At 64.7% G+C, this 18,034-nt stretch carries 18 protein-coding genes; 8 read left to right on the forward strand and 10 right to left on the reverse strand.

The features are described from left to right. The first annotated feature begins 174 nt into the window (after positions 1–174). Positions 175–501 carry a Grx4 family monothiol glutaredoxin gene (grxD, locus tag CCZ28_RS01480; protein ID WP_007162748.1) on the forward strand — a complete coding sequence of 109 codons (327 nt, stop codon included), beginning with the start codon at positions 175–177 and terminating at the stop codon, positions 499–501. A 57-nt stretch (positions 502–558) separates the two neighbouring features. Here the strand turns inward: grxD and bfr are convergent, their stop codons facing one another. From bfr to pyrC, 4 genes are all read right to left on the reverse strand, one after another. Beyond that, positions 559–1,035 carry a bacterioferritin gene (gene bfr, locus CCZ28_RS01485; protein ID WP_140215300.1) on the reverse strand — a complete coding sequence of 159 codons (477 nt, stop codon included), beginning with the start codon at positions 1,033–1,035 and terminating at the stop codon, positions 559–561. 190 nt (positions 1,036–1,225) lie between these two features. Next, positions 1,226–1,441 carry a bacterioferritin-associated ferredoxin gene (locus CCZ28_RS01490; RefSeq protein ID WP_058760977.1) on the reverse strand — a complete coding sequence of 72 codons (216 nt, stop codon included), beginning with the start codon at positions 1,439–1,441 and terminating at the stop codon, positions 1,226–1,228. A gap of 266 nt (positions 1,442–1,707) precedes the next feature. Continuing rightward, the gene (gene rnt, locus CCZ28_RS01495; RefSeq protein ID WP_205894660.1) at positions 1,708–2,379 is read right to left on the reverse strand and encodes a ribonuclease T; all 672 of its coding nucleotides are present in this window, start codon (positions 2,377–2,379) and stop codon (positions 1,708–1,710) included. A gap of 2 nt (positions 2,380–2,381) precedes the next feature. After that, entirely contained in the window at positions 2,382–3,425 is a 1,044-nt protein-coding gene (pyrC, locus tag CCZ28_RS01500; protein ID WP_140215304.1) for a dihydroorotase, read from the reverse strand. Positions 3,426–3,565: 140 nt separating this feature from the next. Between pyrC and CCZ28_RS01505 the strand changes: the two genes are divergently transcribed. Together CCZ28_RS01505 and CCZ28_RS01510 are read left to right on the forward strand one after the other, a co-directional pair. Continuing rightward, a complete protein-coding gene (locus CCZ28_RS01505) occupies positions 3,566–4,516 on the forward strand; it encodes a flagellar protein MotY (RefSeq protein WP_140215306.1) in 951 nt (316 codons plus the stop codon). Positions 4,517–4,704: 188 nt separating this feature from the next. After that, positions 4,705–5,922, forward strand: coding sequence for an argininosuccinate synthase (locus CCZ28_RS01510; protein ID WP_140215308.1), 1,218 nt, complete (start codon positions 4,705–4,707; stop codon positions 5,920–5,922). A gap of 50 nt (positions 5,923–5,972) precedes the next feature. Here CCZ28_RS01510 and CCZ28_RS01515 read toward each other — a convergent pair whose 3' ends face one another. The 5 genes from CCZ28_RS01515 to CCZ28_RS01535 form a co-directional block, all read right to left on the reverse strand. After that, positions 5,973–6,152, reverse strand: coding sequence for a PA3496 family putative envelope integrity protein (locus CCZ28_RS01515; RefSeq protein ID WP_140215310.1), 180 nt, complete (start codon positions 6,150–6,152; stop codon positions 5,973–5,975). 142 nt (positions 6,153–6,294) lie between these two features. After that, positions 6,295–6,933 carry an endonuclease III gene (gene nth / locus CCZ28_RS01520; protein ID WP_140215312.1) on the reverse strand — a complete coding sequence of 213 codons (639 nt, stop codon included), beginning with the start codon at positions 6,931–6,933 and terminating at the stop codon, positions 6,295–6,297. Next, positions 6,930–8,015, reverse strand: coding sequence for an RnfABCDGE type electron transport complex subunit B (locus tag CCZ28_RS01525; RefSeq protein ID WP_437179244.1), 1,086 nt, complete (start codon positions 8,013–8,015; stop codon positions 6,930–6,932). Before CCZ28_RS01525 ends, nth begins: the two co-directional genes overlap by 4 nt. Before the next feature lie 64 nt (positions 8,016–8,079). Beyond that, on the reverse strand, positions 8,080–10,119 hold the full coding sequence (gene metG, locus CCZ28_RS01530; protein WP_140215316.1) for a methionine--tRNA ligase: 2,040 nt from the start codon (positions 10,117–10,119) through the stop codon (positions 8,080–8,082). A gap of 99 nt (positions 10,120–10,218) precedes the next feature. Beyond that, positions 10,219–11,370: a M14 family metallopeptidase gene (locus tag CCZ28_RS01535; RefSeq protein WP_140215318.1), complete on the reverse strand. Its 1,152-nt coding sequence runs from the start codon at positions 11,368–11,370 to the stop codon at positions 10,219–10,221. A 121-nt stretch (positions 11,371–11,491) separates the two neighbouring features. Here CCZ28_RS01535 and apbC point away from each other — a divergent pair, with 121 nt between their 5' ends. The 5 genes from apbC to CCZ28_RS01560 all read left to right on the forward strand — a co-directional run bounded on the left by apbC (position 11,492) and on the right by CCZ28_RS01560 (position 16,047). Further along, entirely contained in the window at positions 11,492–12,586 is a 1,095-nt protein-coding gene (gene apbC, locus CCZ28_RS01540; RefSeq protein WP_140215320.1) for an iron-sulfur cluster carrier protein ApbC, read from the forward strand. Between the two features lie 80 nt (positions 12,587–12,666). Continuing rightward, positions 12,667–13,233 carry a dCTP deaminase gene (gene dcd / locus CCZ28_RS01545; protein WP_007162761.1) on the forward strand — a complete coding sequence of 189 codons (567 nt, stop codon included), beginning with the start codon at positions 12,667–12,669 and terminating at the stop codon, positions 13,231–13,233. A 118-nt stretch (positions 13,234–13,351) separates the two neighbouring features. Further along, positions 13,352–14,284 (forward strand): chemotaxis protein CheV, encoded by a 933-nt coding sequence (locus CCZ28_RS01550; RefSeq protein WP_140215322.1) that lies wholly within the window; start codon positions 13,352–13,354, stop codon positions 14,282–14,284. 72 nt (positions 14,285–14,356) lie between these two features. After that, the gene (locus CCZ28_RS01555; protein ID WP_140215324.1) at positions 14,357–15,160 is read left to right on the forward strand and encodes an MOSC domain-containing protein; all 804 of its coding nucleotides are present in this window, start codon (positions 14,357–14,359) and stop codon (positions 15,158–15,160) included. Then, complete coding sequence (locus tag CCZ28_RS01560) at positions 15,157–16,047, forward strand: S66 peptidase family protein (protein ID WP_140215326.1); 891 nt, start codon at positions 15,157–15,159, stop codon at positions 16,045–16,047. Before CCZ28_RS01555 ends, CCZ28_RS01560 begins: the two co-directional genes overlap by 4 nt. Before the next feature lie 21 nt (positions 16,048–16,068). On the opposite strand, the gene CCZ28_RS01565 is transcribed toward CCZ28_RS01560, so the two are convergent. Continuing rightward, complete coding sequence (locus CCZ28_RS01565; RefSeq protein WP_140215328.1) at positions 16,069–17,922, reverse strand: pyruvate kinase; 1,854 nt, start codon at positions 17,920–17,922, stop codon at positions 16,069–16,071. Positions 17,923–18,034: the final 112 nt, after the last annotated feature.

Here is an 18,034-nt window from a genome sequence, read left to right on the forward strand (position 1 = left end):
GGTATGACGCCAAAGTTTGCTGGTCGATGATCACTCTTTTGCCGCGAACGGCCTGACGGGCGTGTGGTCGATTGGCAGATCATGGCGCGTCGGCTCTGGCCCGCCGGCATGGAAATTCCGGCGTGTGACTGGCCTTTCCGTTACAATCGTCCCACCGTATTAGCGAGGTGCATCGTGGACATCATCGATACCATCAAAGACCAGATTGCCAACAATCCCGTGCTGCTCTACATGAAGGGTTCGCCGAACGCACCCCAGTGCGGTTTCTCGTCCCGTGCCGCTCAGGTGCTGATGGCCTGTGGCGAGAAATTCGCCTACGTCGATATCCTGCAGAATCCGGAAATCCGCGCCAATCTGCCCAAGTACGCCAACTGGCCTACTTTTCCCCAGCTGTGGGTCGGTGGCGAATTGGTTGGCGGGAGCGACATCCTGGCCGAGCTGTACGAGAAGGGCGAATTGCAGACCCTGATCAAGCAAGCTGTGGAAACCAAGGACGCCTGAGTCCCTGGCCCATGAAAAAGCCCGCACTAGGCGGGCTTTTTCATGGGCGCGATTTGATCAATCGTCGTCGTGCATCTGCGACTGGATGTAGTTCTCGATACCGACGCTGGCGATCAGGGTCAGCTGGGTTTCCAGCCAGTCGATGTGTTCTTCCTCGGACTCCAGGATGTCCTTGAGCATATCGCGGCTGACATAGTCGCGGACCGTCTCGCAGTAGGTGATGGCTTCGCGCAGGTCGGCCACGGCGCTGATCTCCAGGCGCAGGTCGCACTGGATCATTTCCTGGGTGTTCTCACCGATCATCAGCTTGCCCAGGTCCTGCAGGTTCGGCAGGCCTTCCAGGAACAGGATGCGCTCGATCAGGCGATCGGCGTGCTTCATCTCGTCGATGGATTCCTTGTACTCGTGGTGACCGAGCTTGCGGATGCCCCAGTCGTTGTACATGCGCGAGTGCAGGAAGTACTGGTTGATGGCCACCAGTTCGTTGCCGAGGATCTTGTTCAAATGCTGGATAACGGTGATATCGCCTTTCATGGCCTGACCTGCGGAGGGGGTGGGATTGCCGGCAGTCTGAGCGCCGAAAAGCCCTTTGTCAAAAGCTTAAGTTGTTGAAAAATCGACGAAAATCGAACGGTAATCGAAAGCTTTTCCATCCTTCGCGTAAGCTTTTGATTAACCAATAAAAAAGCCGGACACAGGGTCCGGCTTTTGCTGCAGCGATTTTTTATACGCGGGGAACGTCGAGGGCGTAGGCGAGTTGCTGAGCGCCGTGCAATTCACCGAGCGTCTCCTTGACCACCTGCTTGGCGAGGCAAGCGCACTTGCCGCACTGGGTGGCGCAACCGGTGCTTTCCCGAACTTCCCGATAACTGCAGCAGCCGTCATAGATGGCTTCGCGGATCTGCTTGTCGGTCACGCCACGGCAAAGACACACGTACATGGATCGCCTGCTGTATGAGTGGAGGTGCCGCCAAAGCTAATGACAATGAGAATGATTGTCAAAGTTGTAGGCGGCGAAATCTCATTACAAAGGTGACCTAGGCGACGAACGGTAGATCAACTGGAGCGGTTAACAGCAGGTAGCGAGCGGTATCAGGAGGACGCCCTCATCGCGCAGGAACCTGGCCGAATTCAAGCGGGCATAGGACGAGTCCGAGCCCTGCACGTCTCCATCTGGTGGACGCGCAGGGGGTTTATCGGCCGCTCTCAGTCGAGATCGACCCAGCCACCCATTTCCCGCCAGCGATTGACGATGCCGCAGAACAGCTCGGCGGTCTTCTCGGTGTCGTAGCGGGCCGAATGGGCTTCGCGATTATCGAACTCGATCCCGGCGGCCTGACAAGCCTTGGCCAGTACCGTCTGGCCATAGGCCAGGCCGGCCAGGGTGGCGGTATCGAAGCTGGAGAAGGGATGGAAGGGGTTGCGCTTCAGGCCGCAACGGAGCACCGCAGCGTTGAGGAAACCCAGGTCGAAGCTGCTGTTGTGGCCAACCAGGATGGCTCTCTTGCAGCCACTGGATTTGAGCGATTTGCGCACGCCCTTGAAGATCTCGCCGAGGGCGTGCTCTTCGCTGACCGCCATGCGCAGCGGATGGTCGAGTTTGATCCCGGTGAATTCCAGGGCCGCCGGCTCGATATTGGCTCCGGCGAAGGGCTCGACGCGGAAGAAGTAGGTGTGATCCGGGTAGAGCACTCCTTCATCGTCCATGGCCACGGTGGTTGCGGCGATTTCCAGCAGGGCGTCGGTGGCGGCGTTGAAGCCGCCGGTCTCCACGTCCACGACCACCGGCAGGTAGCCACGGAAGCGGCGCGCCATGGGAATGCGCGAGTCGGACATCGGCTGGCTGGCGTCCAGCTCGTCGCTGAAGGTCTCGTCCATGCTCATGCGCCTACCTCCAGGCGCCAGCGCAGCGTTTCGCCGGCGCGCAGCGGCACGACGTCATGGTCGCCGAAGGGCAGGGAGGCAGGTGCCTGCCAGTCTTCGCGTACCAGGGTGACGGTCTCGGTGTTGCGCGGCAGGCCGTAGAAATCCGGACCGAAGTGGCTGGCGAAGCCTTCCAGGCGGTCCAGGGCGTTGCGGCTCTCGAATGCCTCGGCGTAGAGCTCCAGCGCGCCGTAGGCGGTGTAGCAGCCGGCACAGCCACAGGCCGCTTCCTTGGCGTGGCGGGCATGGGGTGCCGAGTCGGTGCCGAGGAAGAACTTGGGGTTGCCGCTGGTGGCGGCGTCCAGCAGGGCACTCTGGTGGGTGTTGCGCTTGAGGATCGGCAGACAGTAGAAGTGCGGCCGGATACCGCCCACCAGCATGTGGTTGCGGTTGTAGAGCAGGTGATGGACGGTGATGGTGGCGCCGACGTTGGCCGGGGCTTCGCGGACGAAGGCGGCGGCGTCGCCGGTGGTGATGTGTTCGAACACCACCTTCAGCGTCGGGAAACGCTGGACGATACGCACCAGGTGCTCGTCAATGAATTTTTTCTCGCGGTCGAAGACGTCCACCTCGGCATGGGTGACCTCACCGTGGACCAGCAACGGCAGGCCGACCTCGGCCATGGCTTCGAGGGTGGGGAAGAGGTTGTCCAGCGAGGTGACGCCGGAGTCAGAGTTGGTGGTGGCGCCGGCCGGATAGAGCTTCGCGGCGTGTACGAAGCCGGTGGCCTTGGCGGTGCGGACATCTTCCGGGCTGGTACGGTCGGTGAGATAGAGCACCATCAGGGGTTCGAAGCGACTGCCGGCGGGGCGGGCGGCGAGAATGCGCTCGCGATAGGCGGCGGCCTGCTCGGCATTGCGCACCGGCGGGACCAGGTTGGGCATGACGATGGCGCGACCGAACTCGCGGGCGGCGTCGGCGACGGTCTGTTGCAGGGCGGCGCCGTCGCGCAGGTGAATGTGCCAGTCATCGGGACGGGCAAGGGTGATCCGGTCGGTCATGCGGGATTCCAGGCTGCGGGAAAGTGCGGAAATGCTACCGGAAAAGCCAGGCTATCGGCACCCGCCGGGGTGGTCGGGCTCAAGTTTTCCGCCCGGTCGACCGATAGCTCTGGAGTCAGTCATATCCCCTGGAGCCCACCGTGCGCCCGCGTCACCTGCTACTTTCCGCTCTGCTGCTCAATGCGCCGGTTTGGGGGATGACCTTCCAGGACCGGCTCGAGAGCGCCGAATGGAAAGTGGAGGGCGACATCTTCGCCTGCCGCCTGCTGCAGCCGGTCCCGCGTTTCGGCAGCGGCGGCTTCCTCAAGCGTGCTGGTGAGGCGACGGTCTTCGAGCTGCGCACCACCGGTCCCTGGCTGGCCACTGGCAGCGCCAGTCTGCAGGCCGCCGCGGCGCCCTGGCGCCCGGGCCTGGGCAACGTCAACCTGGGCACGGTGCAATTGGTCGCGGGCGACCAGCCGCTGTCTTCCTCGGCGCAACAGGCGGTGCGCCTGCTCACGGGCCTGCGGGAAGGCCGGACGCCATTGGTGACTGGACGCGACGGCCTGGCCCAGCGGGTCGAGGTGCGGCTATTGCCGATGCGTTTCGATAAGGCCTACCAAGACTTCGAGGCCTGTACCCGCAAGCTGCTGGCGGTCAACTTCGAACAGATCCGCCATTCGCAGATCAACTTTCCGGACGGCGGCGATGCCCTGGACGACGTGGCCAGGGCCAAGCTCGACCTCATCGACGATTACCTCAAGGCCGATCCGCGCGTGAATCACGTGGTGGTCTCCGGCTATAGCGACAATCACGGCACCCGGCTGGACAATCGCCAGGAGTCGCGGCTGCGCGCCCTGGCGGTCATGGAATACCTCAAGGCCAAGGGCTTTCCGGCCGAGCAGATCGAGCTGCGCTTTTTCGGCGAGCAGTATCCGCTGGTCCCCAACACCAGTAAGGCCAACCGCGCGCGCAATCGTCGGGTGACCCTGGTGTTCTCCCAGGGACCGGCCACGCCGCCCCAGCCCACCACCGCGCCGACCGCCACCGCGGCCAATCCCGCCGAACCACCCGCACCCACCCCGGCACCACCGGCCAAGCCCAAGGGCTAGTGTGGTGCTTTAGACGTTCGCACCTGCCCAGGAACAAAAAGCGCCGCCAAAATCGTGCAGTCAACTTCTGAAGCGCCGCACTGGGTGTCGCCTCGACATCCGGCTGCGTCGCGCCTCTATAAAACCCCCGCTGTGATCGGTAGAATCGGCGCCTTTCCGATTCAACGCGACGCACGGGAGCAAATGGCATGGCGGATGTGAAGAAGGTAGTCCTGGCGTATTCCGGCGGCCTGGACACCTCGGTGATCCTCAAGTGGCTGCAGGACACCTATAACTGCGAAGTGGTGACCTTCACCGCTGACCTCGGCCAGGGTGAGGAAGTCGAGCCGGCACGTGCCAAGGCCCAGGCCATGGGCGTCAAGGAAATCTACATCGACGACCTGCGCGAAGAGTTCGTTCGTGACTTCGTCTTCCCGATGTTCCGTGCCAACACCGTCTACGAAGGCGAGTACCTGCTGGGTACTTCCATCGCCCGTCCGCTGATCGCCAAGCGCCTGATCGAGATCGCCAACGAGACCGGCGCCGATGCCATCTCCCATGGCGCCACCGGCAAGGGCAACGACCAGGTGCGCTTCGAGCTGGGCGCCTATGCGCTCAAGCCCGGCGTCAAGGTGATCGCGCCCTGGCGCGAGTGGGATCTGCTTTCCCGCGAGAAGCTGATGGACTATGCCGAGAAGCACCAGATCCCGATCGAGCGCCACGGCAAGAAGAAGTCGCCGTACTCCATGGATGCCAACCTGCTGCACATCTCCTACGAGGGCGGCGTGCTGGAAGACACCTGGACCGAGCACGAAGAGGACATGTGGCGCTGGACCAAGTCCCCGGAAGCCGCGCCGGACACCCCCACCTACCTCGAGCTGACCTACCGTAACGGTGACATCGTCGCCATCGACGGCAAGGAGCTGAGCCCGGCTACCGTGCTGGCCGAGCTGAATCGCATCGGTGGCGAGAACGGCATCGGTCGCCTGGACATCGTCGAGAACCGCTATGTGGGCATGAAGTCCCGTGGCTGCTACGAGACCCCCGGCGGCACCATCATGCTCAAGGCCCACCGCGCGATCGAGTCCATCACCCTCGATCGCGAAGTGGCGCACCTCAAGGACGAGCTGATGCCCAAGTACGCCAGCCTGATCTACACCGGCTACTGGTGGAGCCCCGAGCGGCTGATGCTGCAGCAGATGATCGACGCCTCCCAGACCAACGTGAACGGCGTGGTGCGCCTGAAGCTGTACAAGGGCAACGTCATCGTCGTTGGCCGCAAGTCCGACGAGTCGCTGTTCGACGCCAACATCGCCACCTTCGAGGAAGACGGCGGTGCCTACAACCAGGCGGACGCGGCCGGCTTCATCAAGCTCAACGCGCTGCGCATGCGCATTGCCGCCGGCAAGGGTCGTACCCTGTTGTAAGGGTCGCCTGGAAACGCAAAACCCCAGCTTTGGCTGGGGTTTTTTATGAGCTACAGATCGAAATCGTATTCGGAGATCTGCTTTTTCAGGCGGCGCTCTTCGAGCATGTTGTCGATCAGTCGCCGCTTGGTCAGGTTGGTCTTGCTGACGATGGGTTCGACGGTATCGGGCGCCTCACCCTCGGTCTCGAAATCTTCGTCTACATCGATATCGCTTTTGTCTTCGGCCATTGGTAACTCCTGCAAGGCTGAACAGGGTCACACGCCCGTCATCGACAGAACTGCGGGACCTTTTCGCGCACCTTATAACGACAAAGCAGGGGCCGGTAAAAAAGATTTTTTCAATCGCTAGAGGGCCTTGATCAGCCCTTTTTCAATCGTCGGAGGTTTTCGCCCTGTACTCGCACAGGTCTTCGATCCGGCAGCTGCCACAACGCGGTTTACGTGCCTGGCAGACGTAGCGGCCATGGAGGATGAGCCAGTGGTGGGCATCCAGCAGATAATCCTTGGGCACCACCTTGAGCAGCTTCAGCTCCACTTCCACCACGTTCTTGCCGGGTGCCAGGTTGGTCCTGTTGCTGACCCGGAAGATATGGGTATCCACAGCCATCGCAATCTGCCGAAAGGCGGTGTTGAGGACCACGTTGGCGGTCTTGCGGCCGACGCCGGGTAGGGCCTCCAGTTCTTCGCGCGTCTGGGGTACCTCGCCGCCGTGGCGTTCCAGCAGCAGTCGGCAGGTCTCGATGACGTTCTTGGCCTTGCTGTTGTAGAGCCCTATGGTCTTGATGTACTCCGACAGCCCCTCCACACCCAGGTCGAAGATGGCCTGGGGCGTATTGGCTACCGGATAGAGGCGGGCGGTGGCCTTGTTGACGCTGACGTCGGTGGCCTGGGCGGAGAGGATCACGGCGATCAGCAATTCGAACGGCGAGGCATAGGACAACTCCGTCTTGGGATCGGGGTTGTCCTCGTGCAGGCGACGGAAGATCTCCAGGCGTTTGGCGGCGTTCATGACGTGGTCTGTTCTTCCAGAGCGGCGAGGTGACGGGCGGCCTGCTGAGCGGCGGTGCGCAGGGCATCCAGCTGCTGGGCCTGCTCGGGCGCGGGGGTGGCACCAAAGGTCCGTTCGGCCTTGGTCAGCTGGGCGCGGGCCAGGGTGGCGGCGATGCGCGCCTGCTTGAGCGCGGCGGGATTCGGCGCCACGGTCGCGGCGGTCCCTTCTGCCTCTGGCTGCTGCGCAGCGTCCAAGGCTCGTTGGGCCTGCAGGGCGGCTTCGCGCAGCTGTTGTACCTGAGCCTCCAGGGCGGTCGTGCCGTATTGGGCCAGTTGCCGCTCGGCCTTCTGCAGAGCGACCCGGGCCATGGCGGCGGCGATCTTCAGCGGCTTGAGTGCAGGCTCCGTCGTTGCAGAGGCCACTGGGGGCGCCACGGCTACGGCGGGTGCCTGCCGACGCTGACGCTCGGCCTCCAGCCGCTCGCGCTCCCGCTGCAGGCGCGCCTGGCGGGCGTCGAAGCGCCGACGATAGTAGCGGGCACGCTCACGTTCCGCGGCGCGGTCGACCGGCCCGGGGGTCGCCACCAGATCGATGCAGTCCACCGGACAGGGCGCGAGGCAGAGTTCGCAGCCACTGCATTCGCTCTCGATCACCGTATGCATCAGCTTGGCCGCGCCGAGGATGGCGTCGGTGGGGCAGACCTGGATGCACTTGGTGCAGCCGATGCATTCGGCTTCGCGGATCACCGCGCGCTGGCTGGGCGTCACCGGGTAGGGCGAACCCAGTGGCAGCGCGGGGCGCTGGAGCAGCGCCGACAGTTCGAGAATGGTGGCCGTGCCACCGGGCGGGCACTTGTTATGCGCTTCGCCCGCGGCGATGCCGGCCGCATAGGGTTGGCAACCGGGATGGCCGCACTTGCCGCACTGGGTCTGCGGCAGCAGGGCGTCGATGGCGGTGATCAGATCAGGTTGAGCGTTCATGGTCATGACAGAAAGAACGGCGCCCTGAGAGCCTGTACAAAGTCGGCTGCGCGTCGGCCAAACTGCGTTGAAAATGGCTTCGGAATGCTCATTTACGCCTTGTAAACTCCGCTTCCTCAGCCATTTTCGCCTTGTTTGTCGCTAGCTCGCCCGCCTTTGAACAGGCTCTCGGGCGCCGTAGCTATCACATCACCCGCTGACCCGGCTTGGCGCCGCTGTCGGGGCTGAGCAGGTGGATCTCGCTGCCGCCGGGGCCTGCAGCCAGGACCATGCCTTCGGATACGCCGAACTTCATCTTGCGCGGCGCCAGGTTGGCGACGTACAGGGTCAGGCGGCCTTCGAGCTGGCTCGGCTCGGGATAGGCGCTCTTGATGCCGGAGAAGACGTTGCGCTTGGCATCGCCGATATCCAGGGTCAGGCGCAGCAGCTTGTCGGCGCCCTCGACGAATTCGGCCTTCTCGATCAGGGCGATGCGCAGATCGACCTTGGCGAAGGTGTCGAAGTCGATGGTCTCGGCCAGCGGGGCCTTGGTCAGTTCGCCGTTGCCGGTGGGCTGGGGCGCGGCCTGGGCGGCCAGGTCTTCCTTGGAGGCGTCGATCATGGTCTGGACCTTGGCGGGTTCGATGCGGGTGAGCAGCGGCTGGAAGGCGTTGAGCTGGTGATTGGCCAGGCGCTTGTCCAGGTCGGCCCAGGTCAGGGGAGCGACGTTGAGGAAGCTCTCGGCAGCGGCGACCAAGTTGGGCAGTACCGGCTTGAGCAGGATCGCCAACTGGCGGAACAGCTCGATGCCCTGGGCGCAGATGGCCTGGACTTCGTCGGCCTTGCCGTCCTGTTTGGCCAGGCTCCACGGCGCCTTGTCGGCGATCCAGGCGTTGGCGCGGTCGGCCAGCGCCATGGTCTCGCGCATGGCGCGGCCGAAGTCACGGGTCTCGTAGGCCTCGGCGATGCTCGGCGCGGCGGCGCGGAAGGCTGCCTCCAGCTCGGGGGCGGCCTGAGCGTCCACCAGCAGGCCGCCGTTGCCCTTGTGGATGAAGCCGGCGCAGCGGCTGGCGATGTTGACCACCTTGCCCACCAGGTCGGAATTGACCTTTTGCACGAAGTCCTCGAGGTTCAGGTCGATGTCCTCGACATGGCGCGAGAGCTTGGCAGCGAAGTAGTAGCGCAGGTACTCGGGATTCAGGTGATCCAGGTAGGTGCGCGCCTTGATGAAGGTGCCACGGGACTTGGACATCTTCTGGCCGTCGACGGTAAGGAAGCCGTGGACGTTGAGCGCGGTCGGCTTGCGGTAGCCGGCGCCTTCGAGCATGGCCGGCCAGAACAGCGCGTGGAAATTGACGATGTCCTTGCCGATGAAGTGGTACAGCTCGGCGCTGCTGTCCTTGTTCCAGAAGGCATCGAAGTCGAGGTCGTCGCGGCGGTCGCAGAGGTTCTTGAAACTGGCCATGTAGCCGATGGGCGCATCCAGCCAGACATAGAAGTACTTGCCCGGGGCATCGGGGATCTCGAAGCCGAAGTAGGGCGCATCGCGGGAGATGTCCCACTGCTGCAGACCGGCATCCAGCCATTCGGCGATCTTGTTGGCCACCGACTCCTGCAGGGCGCCGCTGCGGGTCCAGCCCTTGAGCATGTCGCTGAAGTCGGGAAGCTTGAAGAAGAAGTGCTCGGATTCGCGCAGCACCGGGGTCGCGCCGGAGATGGCCGACTTGGGGTCCTTCAACTCAGTGGGCGCATAGGTGGCGCCGCACTTCTCGCAGTTGTCGCCGTACTGGTCGGCGGCGCCACATTTAGGGCAGGTGCCCTTGATGAAGCGGTCGGCCAGGAACATCTGCTTGTCCGGGTCGAAATACTGGGTGACCGGGCGGGTAGCGATGTGGCCGGCGTCGCGCAGCTTCAAATAGATGGCGCGGGACAGCTCGCGATTCTCTTCCGCATGGGTGGAGTGGAAGTTGTCGAAGGCCACGCCGAAGTCGGCGAAGTCGGCACTGTGCTCGCGCTTGACGTTGTCGATCAGCTGTTCGGGCGTGATGCCCTCGCGCTCGGCGCGCAGCATGATGGCCGAGCCATGGGCGTCGTCGGCGCATACATAGAGGCACTGGTTGCCGCGCAGCCGCTGGAAGCGGGCCCAGATGTCGGTCTGGATGTACTCGACCATGTGGCCGAGATGGATGGAACCGTTGGCGTAGGGCAGGGCGCTGGTGACGAGAATCTTGCGGGGCTCGGTCATGGTCTTGGCTGGATCGCGACGCTGATAAGGTGACCGACCATCATAGCGAAATGGCCGGTCGGTTTCATCCGTGGGGGATGGGCAGGGGTAGGTCCGGACTCAGATATCCGCCAACTGCCAGTACAGGGCGCTGACCATCGCCGCGCCGAGGGCAGCGCTACGGGCACCGTTCCAGCCAACGTCCGGGCGGGGATCGTTGGCGTTGTCCTTGAATGGCAGTTCCAGGGTCAGGGCCAGGCAGCCGTAGGTGTGGCCGACGTACTTGGTGGCGAGCTTGAGCGTCTCGCTGCCGAAATGCCCGCGCGGGTAGCCGTAGCGGGTCTGGAAGTCCGGGCTGGCGCGCAGGAAGCGTTGCAGGAAGGCTTGCTGCTCGGCCTCTTCGCGCTCGCCGAAGTTGGGCAGGCCGTTGCAGCCGTCGACGAAGACATAGGGCAGGGCTTCGTCGCCATGGATGTCGAGGAAGAGGTCGCAGCCGGTCGCGGCGATGGCGCGGCGTACCGCCAGGACCTCGGGACTGCGTTGCTCATCCGGCTCCAACCATTCGCGATTGAGGTTGGCACCGGCGGCGTTGGTTCTCAGGTTACCCAGCGCCGAGCCGTCGGGATTCATATTCGGCACCACGTGCAGCACCGCGTGCTCCAGCAGCTTGGCGCCGACCGGATCGCCCTGGTGGTCGCCCAGGCCGAGCAGGCGTCTCAGCAGGCCTTCGACGAACCACTCGGCCATGGGTTCGCCGGGGTGCTGGCGGGCGATGACCCAGATGTTCTTCTTGCCGGTACCCGGCGTGCCGATGCGCAGCAGGTCCAGCGAACGCCCCAGCAGCGAACGGCCGACGGTTTCCAGACGGACGGCGGGATGCCGCTGCGCTTCGCCCATGAAGGCCAAATGACGGCTTTCCGGATAGGGCTCGAAATAGGCGAAGAACAGGCTGTCGTGCTCCGGGGTGACCGTCCAGCTCAGGGTCTTGCCGTCATAGCGGCTGGGGATGCGGAACCACTGCTGGCCGCAGTAGCTGGCCACCACGCCATAGTCGCGCCAACCTTCGGGGTAGGCGCACTCGCTGGCGTTGTCGAAGCTCAGTTGGCAGGGCAGGCCGCGGGCGCCCTCTAGGCGGAAATGGAACCACTGGGTGAAGGGCGAGGCGGTGTCGGGGCGGATGCGCAGGCGGATGTCGGTATGGTCGGCCAGGGACAGCACCTCGACGGCGCCGCTGTCGAAGGTGGAACTGATGTGCAGGGAAGAGGCGTTCACGCTGGGCTCCGCGGGCGAGGGGAAAGCCGGGAGTGTAGCGCCGCGTGGATAGGCTTTAGCAAGGACAGTGGGTAGCATAGGCCGCAACTGCTTTTCTCATCCGTCGTTTCCGGGAGTCTGCATGACCGCTCCGACTCGCGAGGCCATCGAGGCCGCGCTGCGCCAGTACCAAGATCCCTACCTCGAACAAGACCTGCTCAGCGCCGGCGCCCTGCGCGACCTCGCGCTGGATGGTGGTCGCGTGCGTGCCCGCTTCGAACTGGGCTATGCCGCCGGACTGTTCAAGGGTGGTCTGGCCCAGGTGCTCAAGACCGCTCTGGAGAACGTCCCTGGGGTCGAGACCGCCGAGATCCAGATCGACTGCCACATAGCGCCCCACGCCGCCCAGCCGCAGCTGGACGCCATGGGCAACGTCAAGAACATCATCGCCGTGGCGTCGGGCAAGGGCGGGGTAGGCAAGTCCACCACCGCCGCCAACCTGGCGCTGGCACTGGCCCGCGAAGGCGCCCGGGTGGGCGTGCTGGATGCCGACATCTATGGTCCCAGCCAGGGCATCATGTTCGGTTTCGCCGAGGGTACCCGCCCCGAGGTGCGCGACGAGAAATGGTTCATTCCGCTGCAGGCCCATGGCGTCGAGGTCATGTCCATGGCCTTCCTGACCAACGACAAGACCCCGGTGGCCTGGCGCGGGCCGATGGTTTCCGGTGCCCTGATCCAATTGATCACCCAGACCGCCTGGAACGACCTCGATTACCTGGTGATCGACATGCCGCCCGGCACTGGCGATATCCAGCTGACCCTGGCGCAAAAGGTCCCGGTGGCTGGCGCGGTGATCGTCACCACGCCCCAGGACCTGGCCCTGCTGGACGCCAAGAAGGGCGTGGAGATGTTCCAGAAGGTCAACATCCCGGTACTCGGGGTGGTGGAGAACATGGCAGTGCACATCTGCTCCAACTGCGGCCATGCCGAGCACCTGTTCGGCGAAGGCGGCGGCAGCAAGCTGGCCGAGCAGTATGGCGTGGACCTGCTGGCCTCGCTGCCGCTGGCCATGGCCATCCGCGAACAGGCCGATGCCGGGCGGCCCACCGCCATTGCCGATCCCGACAGCCAGATCGCGCTGATCTATCAGGAGCTGGCGCGCAAGGTCGGGGCGCGCATCGCCCAGAGCGGTCAGGCCGGTGGCGGCATGCCCACCATCACCGTCAGCGACGACTGATTTCGTCCGTTCGCCTTTGAGACCGCGCCGCTATCTAATAGAATGCGCGGTCATTTTTTCGCCCCGGAGCTAGACCTGCCATGAGCATCAAATCGGACAAGTGGATTCGCCGCATGGCCCAGGAGCACGGCATGATCGAGCCTTTCGTCGAGCGTCAGATGCGCGGCGCGGACGACAGCCGGGTGATCTCCTACGGGGTGTCCAGCTACGGCTACGACGTGCGCTGCGCCAACGAATTCAAGGTGTTCACCAACATCCATTCGGCGGTGGTGGACCCGAAGAACTTCGACGACAAGAGCTTCGTCGACGTGGTCAGCGACGTCTGCATCATTCCGCCGAACTCCTTCGCCCTGGCGCGCACCGTGGAATACTTCCGCATCCCGCGCGACGTCCTGACCATCTGCCTGGGCAAGAGCACCTATGCCCGTTGCGGCATCATCGTCAACGTCACCCCGCTGGAGCCCGAGTGGGAAGGGCACGTGACCCTGGAGTTCTCCAACACCACCACCCTGCCTGCGAAGATCTATGCCAACGAAGGGGTGGCGCAGATGCTGTTCCTGCAGTCCGACGAGGCCTGCGAGGTCTCCTACAAGGACCGCGGCGGCAAGTATCAGGGCCAGCGTGGCGTGACCCTGCCACGCGCCTGAGTCTCTCGCCGCTCGCTGAAGCCGCCCACTCGGGCGGCTTCGTCGTTTCTCGGTACTCAAGACCTGGCGATTGCAGCCGATAGCCTTCTACCTGACTTATCTTTGGAGCGGATTTTCCATGGCCAGTATTCTCGATACCGTCGATCAACGTACCCAGTTGGTTGGCGAGAACCGCCTGGAAATTCTCATGTTCCAGCTGTCCAGCCGGCAGATGTTCGCCATCAACGTGTTCAAGGTGCAGGAGGTGCTCAAGCTGCCGCGCCTGACCCTGATGCCCAAGCGGCACCCGGTGGTCTGTGGGGTCGTCCACCTGCGCGGCCAGACCCTGCCGGTGATCGATCTCGCCGCCGCCATCGGCATGCGCCCCATCACCCCCGACGAGAACAGCACCATCATCGTCACCGAGTACAACCGCTCGGTGCAGGCCTTCCTGGTGGGCGGCGTCGATCGCATCATCAACCTGAACTGGGACAGCATCCAGCCGCCGCCCGGTGGCTCCGGGCGCCAGCACTACCTGACCGCCATCACCCGCATCGAAGACAAGCTGGTGGAGGTCATCGATGTCGAGAAGGTGCTGGCCGAAATCGTCCCCTACAACGTCAAGGTCTCCCAGGAGCGCTTGGCCGATCCCTTGCTGGCCAAGGCCCGCGGGCGCGAGGTGCTGCTGGTGGACGACTCCAGCACCGCCATTGGCCAGCTGCGCGATACCCTGGTGCAGCTGGACCTGAAATTCCATGTCGCCACCGATGGCCTGCAGGCCCTGCGCAAGCTCAAGGCCTGGGCCGACGAAGGCGTGGTGCTGACCGACAAGCTCTTGATGGTGCTGACCGATGCCGAGATGCCGGAAATGGACGGCTATCGGCTGACCACCGAGATCCGCCAGGATCCGCGCCTCGCCGATCTCTATGTCGTGCTGCACACCTCCCTGTCGGGCAGCTTCAACGAAGCCATGGTGAAGAAGGTCGGCTGCAACGCCTTCCTCTCCAAGTTCCAGCCCGATCTGTTGGTCGAGGAAGTCCGCCGGCGCCTGGCGCTGGCCGAAGAGAGCTGATCCCCGCGGTTTCGCCTGCCCGGCACCTCCCTTACACTGGCGGCCCTCGTCAGCTGCCAGGAAGCCGCGCCCATGCCGCACCTCAGTGCCCTCTACCGTTATCCCGTCAAATCGACGGCCGTGGAAACCTTGTCACGCGCCGAGGTGGACGCCCTGGGCCTGGTCGGTGACCGGCGCTGGATGGTGGTGGACGCCGATACCGGTCGCTTCCTGACCCTGCGCCAACTGGCCCAGATGAATCGCATCGAAGCGCGTTGGCTGGCCAATGATCGCCTGCGCCTAAGTGCGCCCGGCCGCGAACCGCTCGAGGTCTCGGTGCCCGATCCCCAGGCCGAGCGCCTGGGCGTCACCATCTGGCGCGATACCCTGCAGGCGCCGGTGGCCGCCGCGGCCGATGCCTGGCTGAGCGACTTCCTCGGACGTCGCTGCCGCCTCGTACACATTGCTGAAAGCCACGCCCGCCAGATCAATACCGACTTCGCCGAGCCCGGCCAGAAGGTGCATTTCGCCGACGGCTTTCCGCTGCTGCTGACCAGCGAAGCCTCCCTGGCCGACTTGGTGGCGCGGGTGGGCAAGCCATTGGAAATGCTGCGCTTTCGGCCCAACCTGGTAGTGGAGGGTGCGCCCGCCTACGCCGAGGACGGCTGGAAACGGCTGCGCATCGGCACCGTGGACTTCGCCGTGGCCTGTCCCTGTGCGCGTTGCATCGTCACCACCCAGGATCCGCTCACTGGCGAGAAGGATCCCGATCGGCAACCGCTCACTGCCCTGCGCGAATACCGCTTCGAGGACAACCGCATGCTGTTCGGCATGAACGTCATCCCCTTGGGGTGCGGCGTCATCGAGGCCGGCATGCCGGTGGAGGTACTGGAATGAGCCCGTTGCGCCGAGTGGCGCTGGTCAGTCCAGCGGGTGCGGTCAAGGAAGAGCTGGTGATGGCGGCCATGGCGCGGCTACGGGAGGCCGGCATCGAGCCGCTGCTCGGCGAGCAGGCACTCAGCCGGCATCGCTATCTGGCCGGTACGCCGCAAGAGCGGGCGGCGGATCTGCACTGGGCCTTCAGTCAGGCGGACGTCGACGCGGTCTGGTGCCTGCGGGGCGGCTATGGATCCGCCCAGTTGCTGCCCTGGCTGGACTGGTCGCGCCTCTCCAGTAGCAAGGGGCGGCCCTTGATCGGCTATTCCGATCTGACGGTGTTGCTAGAGGCCTTCCATCGTCGTGGGTTGACCGCGATCCACGGGCCCGGCGCCCTGGACTGGGGGCGTCGTGACGAAGATCCCGAGGCTCAGACGGCACGAACTCGCTCGTTGCAGTCGGTGCTGGAACTGTGCGCCGGTGCGCGTCCGGCCTGGAACCTGGAGCGGCTGGCCGGTCCCGCCCAGGTCCCGGCGGGTGAGTTGATCGGTGGCAATCTCACCACCCTGGCCAGCGTGGTCGGCACCTCTGCCGCTCTGCGACCCCACGATGGCGCCATCCTCATGCTGGAAGACGTCGGTGAACCCTACTATCGGCTGGAGCGCAGTCTCTGCCAGTTGCTGGGCGGGCTTACCGAGCATCGCATCGGTGCGGTCTGCCTAGGCACCTTCACCGATTGCCCGCAACGCAACGTCGAGCAGTCGCTGGCAGAGATCTTCGCCGAATGGCTGGAGCCGCGCGGCATCGCCCTTTATCGCGGCCTGCCCAGCGGTCATGGTCCGGAGAACCAAGCCTGGCCCTATGGTGCGCGGGTACGGTTGGACGCGGGCCGCCTCCAGGTGCTCTGACGCGATCCGCCCCGGTCCGGATCAGTCCGGCCAGGGCGATGCCAGTTGCAGCTTGCGCAGCAGCTGGCGCTTCTTGCTGTTATAGCCCTGCATCCGTACCAGCAAGTCGTCCAGGGTGGCGACGGCCTTGAGGATGTGCGGGCCTTTATTGAGCATCACGCATTCGGCGCGCACCCCGGTGGCCGCATCGGTGATCTCGGCGCGGGAGGGCGAGCCCTTCTTGGCCAGATTCTCCAGTACCTGGGTCGCCCAGATCACCGGTACCTGGGCCGCTTCGCACAGGCAGAGGATGTCTTCCTGCAACGCCGCCAGGCGCTCGAAGCCGCCTTCCACCGCCAGATCGCCACGGGCGATCATCACGCCGAACCCCCCGCGGCGCATGCCTGCCAGCAAGAGCGCGGGAAGATTGTCGAAGCCGCGCCGCGTCTCGATTTTCAGGACCATGGCCAGCCGATCCGCCTGCAGTCGGTCCAGCTCCGCGAGCAGATCCTGGACGTCGTCCGCCGTATTGACGAAAGACAGTTCCACCCCATCCGCCTGCTCGGCGGCAAAGGCGAGTGCCGCGAGATCCTGCTCTCCCAGCGCTGCCAAGCGCAGGGCGCTTTGGGGAAAGTTGATCCCCTTGTCGCCCTTCAGCTTGACGCCGCCCGGCGCATGGGTGATGCGTACGCGCAACGCCTCCTGAGTGGCGCGCTCCACCACGCCGCCGAGCTTGCCGTCGTCGAACCAGACGGGCTCGCCAGCTCGTACGTCGGCGAACACCTGGGGTAGGGTGCAGCCTAAGGTCGCCGGTGTCAGCAACCGATCGCTGCTATCGTGGCTGGCGGGCCGCCCGGGTGTCTGGTCGGCGGTCAGGATGAGCAGATCGTCTTCCGCCAGTCGCAGGGTGCCTGGCTGGGGGGCGAACTCGCCGATGCGACTGTGCTTCCTGCGACCGTCGCGCTCGACGGTCAATCGCAGGCCGGGGGCAAGATATGAGGTCTTGTAGGCCTCCACCCAGCATCCGTCGGTGGTCACTTCGATGACCTCCAGCTGTCGCCGTGCCTGACGCGTATCCACCAGCCGAATCCGGTCGCCCGCCTGCAACCCGCTCAGCCAGCGAGTGCCCACCTGAAGGCAGGCCGCGGCGGAAGAGGGCGCCGGGCGCGGGTTACGCCGGCCCGTCAGCCAGACGCGCGCTGCCTGCCGTACGCGGCCCTGGCGGTCCCGCTCGGGTTTCACCTTGCAGACCATCGGGCCGGGGGCAATGGGGCCGGTACGCAACTTGGGTCCCGGCAGGTCCATGAAGATCTTGCACGGCTGTTCCAGCTCCGCACTGGCGCGCCGGGTATGTTTGATCATTCGCGCCCAGGTGGCGGGTTCGTCATGGGCGCAATTGATCCGCACACAGTCCATCCGCGCCGCGAGCAGGTCCCGAACCAGCGAATAGTCGTCCGCCGCCTCGCCGGGCAGGGTGACCATGATGCGTACCTCCCTTTGCCGCGGTGCCACGCCGAACAGAGCGCGAGCATGCTGTGCCAGGGAGTTGTCGGGCCTGGTCACCGCCCTGGTCGTCGGACTGTGCCCCAGCAGACGCTCCAGGGTGTCGATGAGGGTCGCCACGGCGGGGAGTACGGCGGCTTCGGAACGGCCGAGGGACGACAGTCCCTGGGCTGACAGCTGCAATTGCAGCCTGTGCAGGTCCTGCCGGCGCAGCGCCAGGTAGGCCAGCAGATTCTGGGCGCTGGCGCGGTAGCCGGGGTTGAGCGCTTGGTGTTCCAGGCGAGGATCTGTTGCGGCTTGCTCCAGCGTGGTGTGCAGGTTGCGCAGGTCGTCGAGCAGGTTGGCGAGCTCGTGGTCGGATGACCGGGAACGGGAGGTCGAACGAGGCGGCACGGTGGGTCTCCATGAGGCTACTGGCGAGGCGCTCGCCGGGCATTCCTGTCTCGGACCCGTGCCTGCACGAGAAGTGAAAAGCCAAGTGTTGCCAGACGTTAGCGGCAGATGG

This window comes from Pseudomonas oryzihabitans, from assembly GCF_006384975.1.
Taxonomy (GTDB): Bacteria; Pseudomonadota; Gammaproteobacteria; order Pseudomonadales; family Pseudomonadaceae; genus Chryseomonas; species Chryseomonas psychrotolerans_B.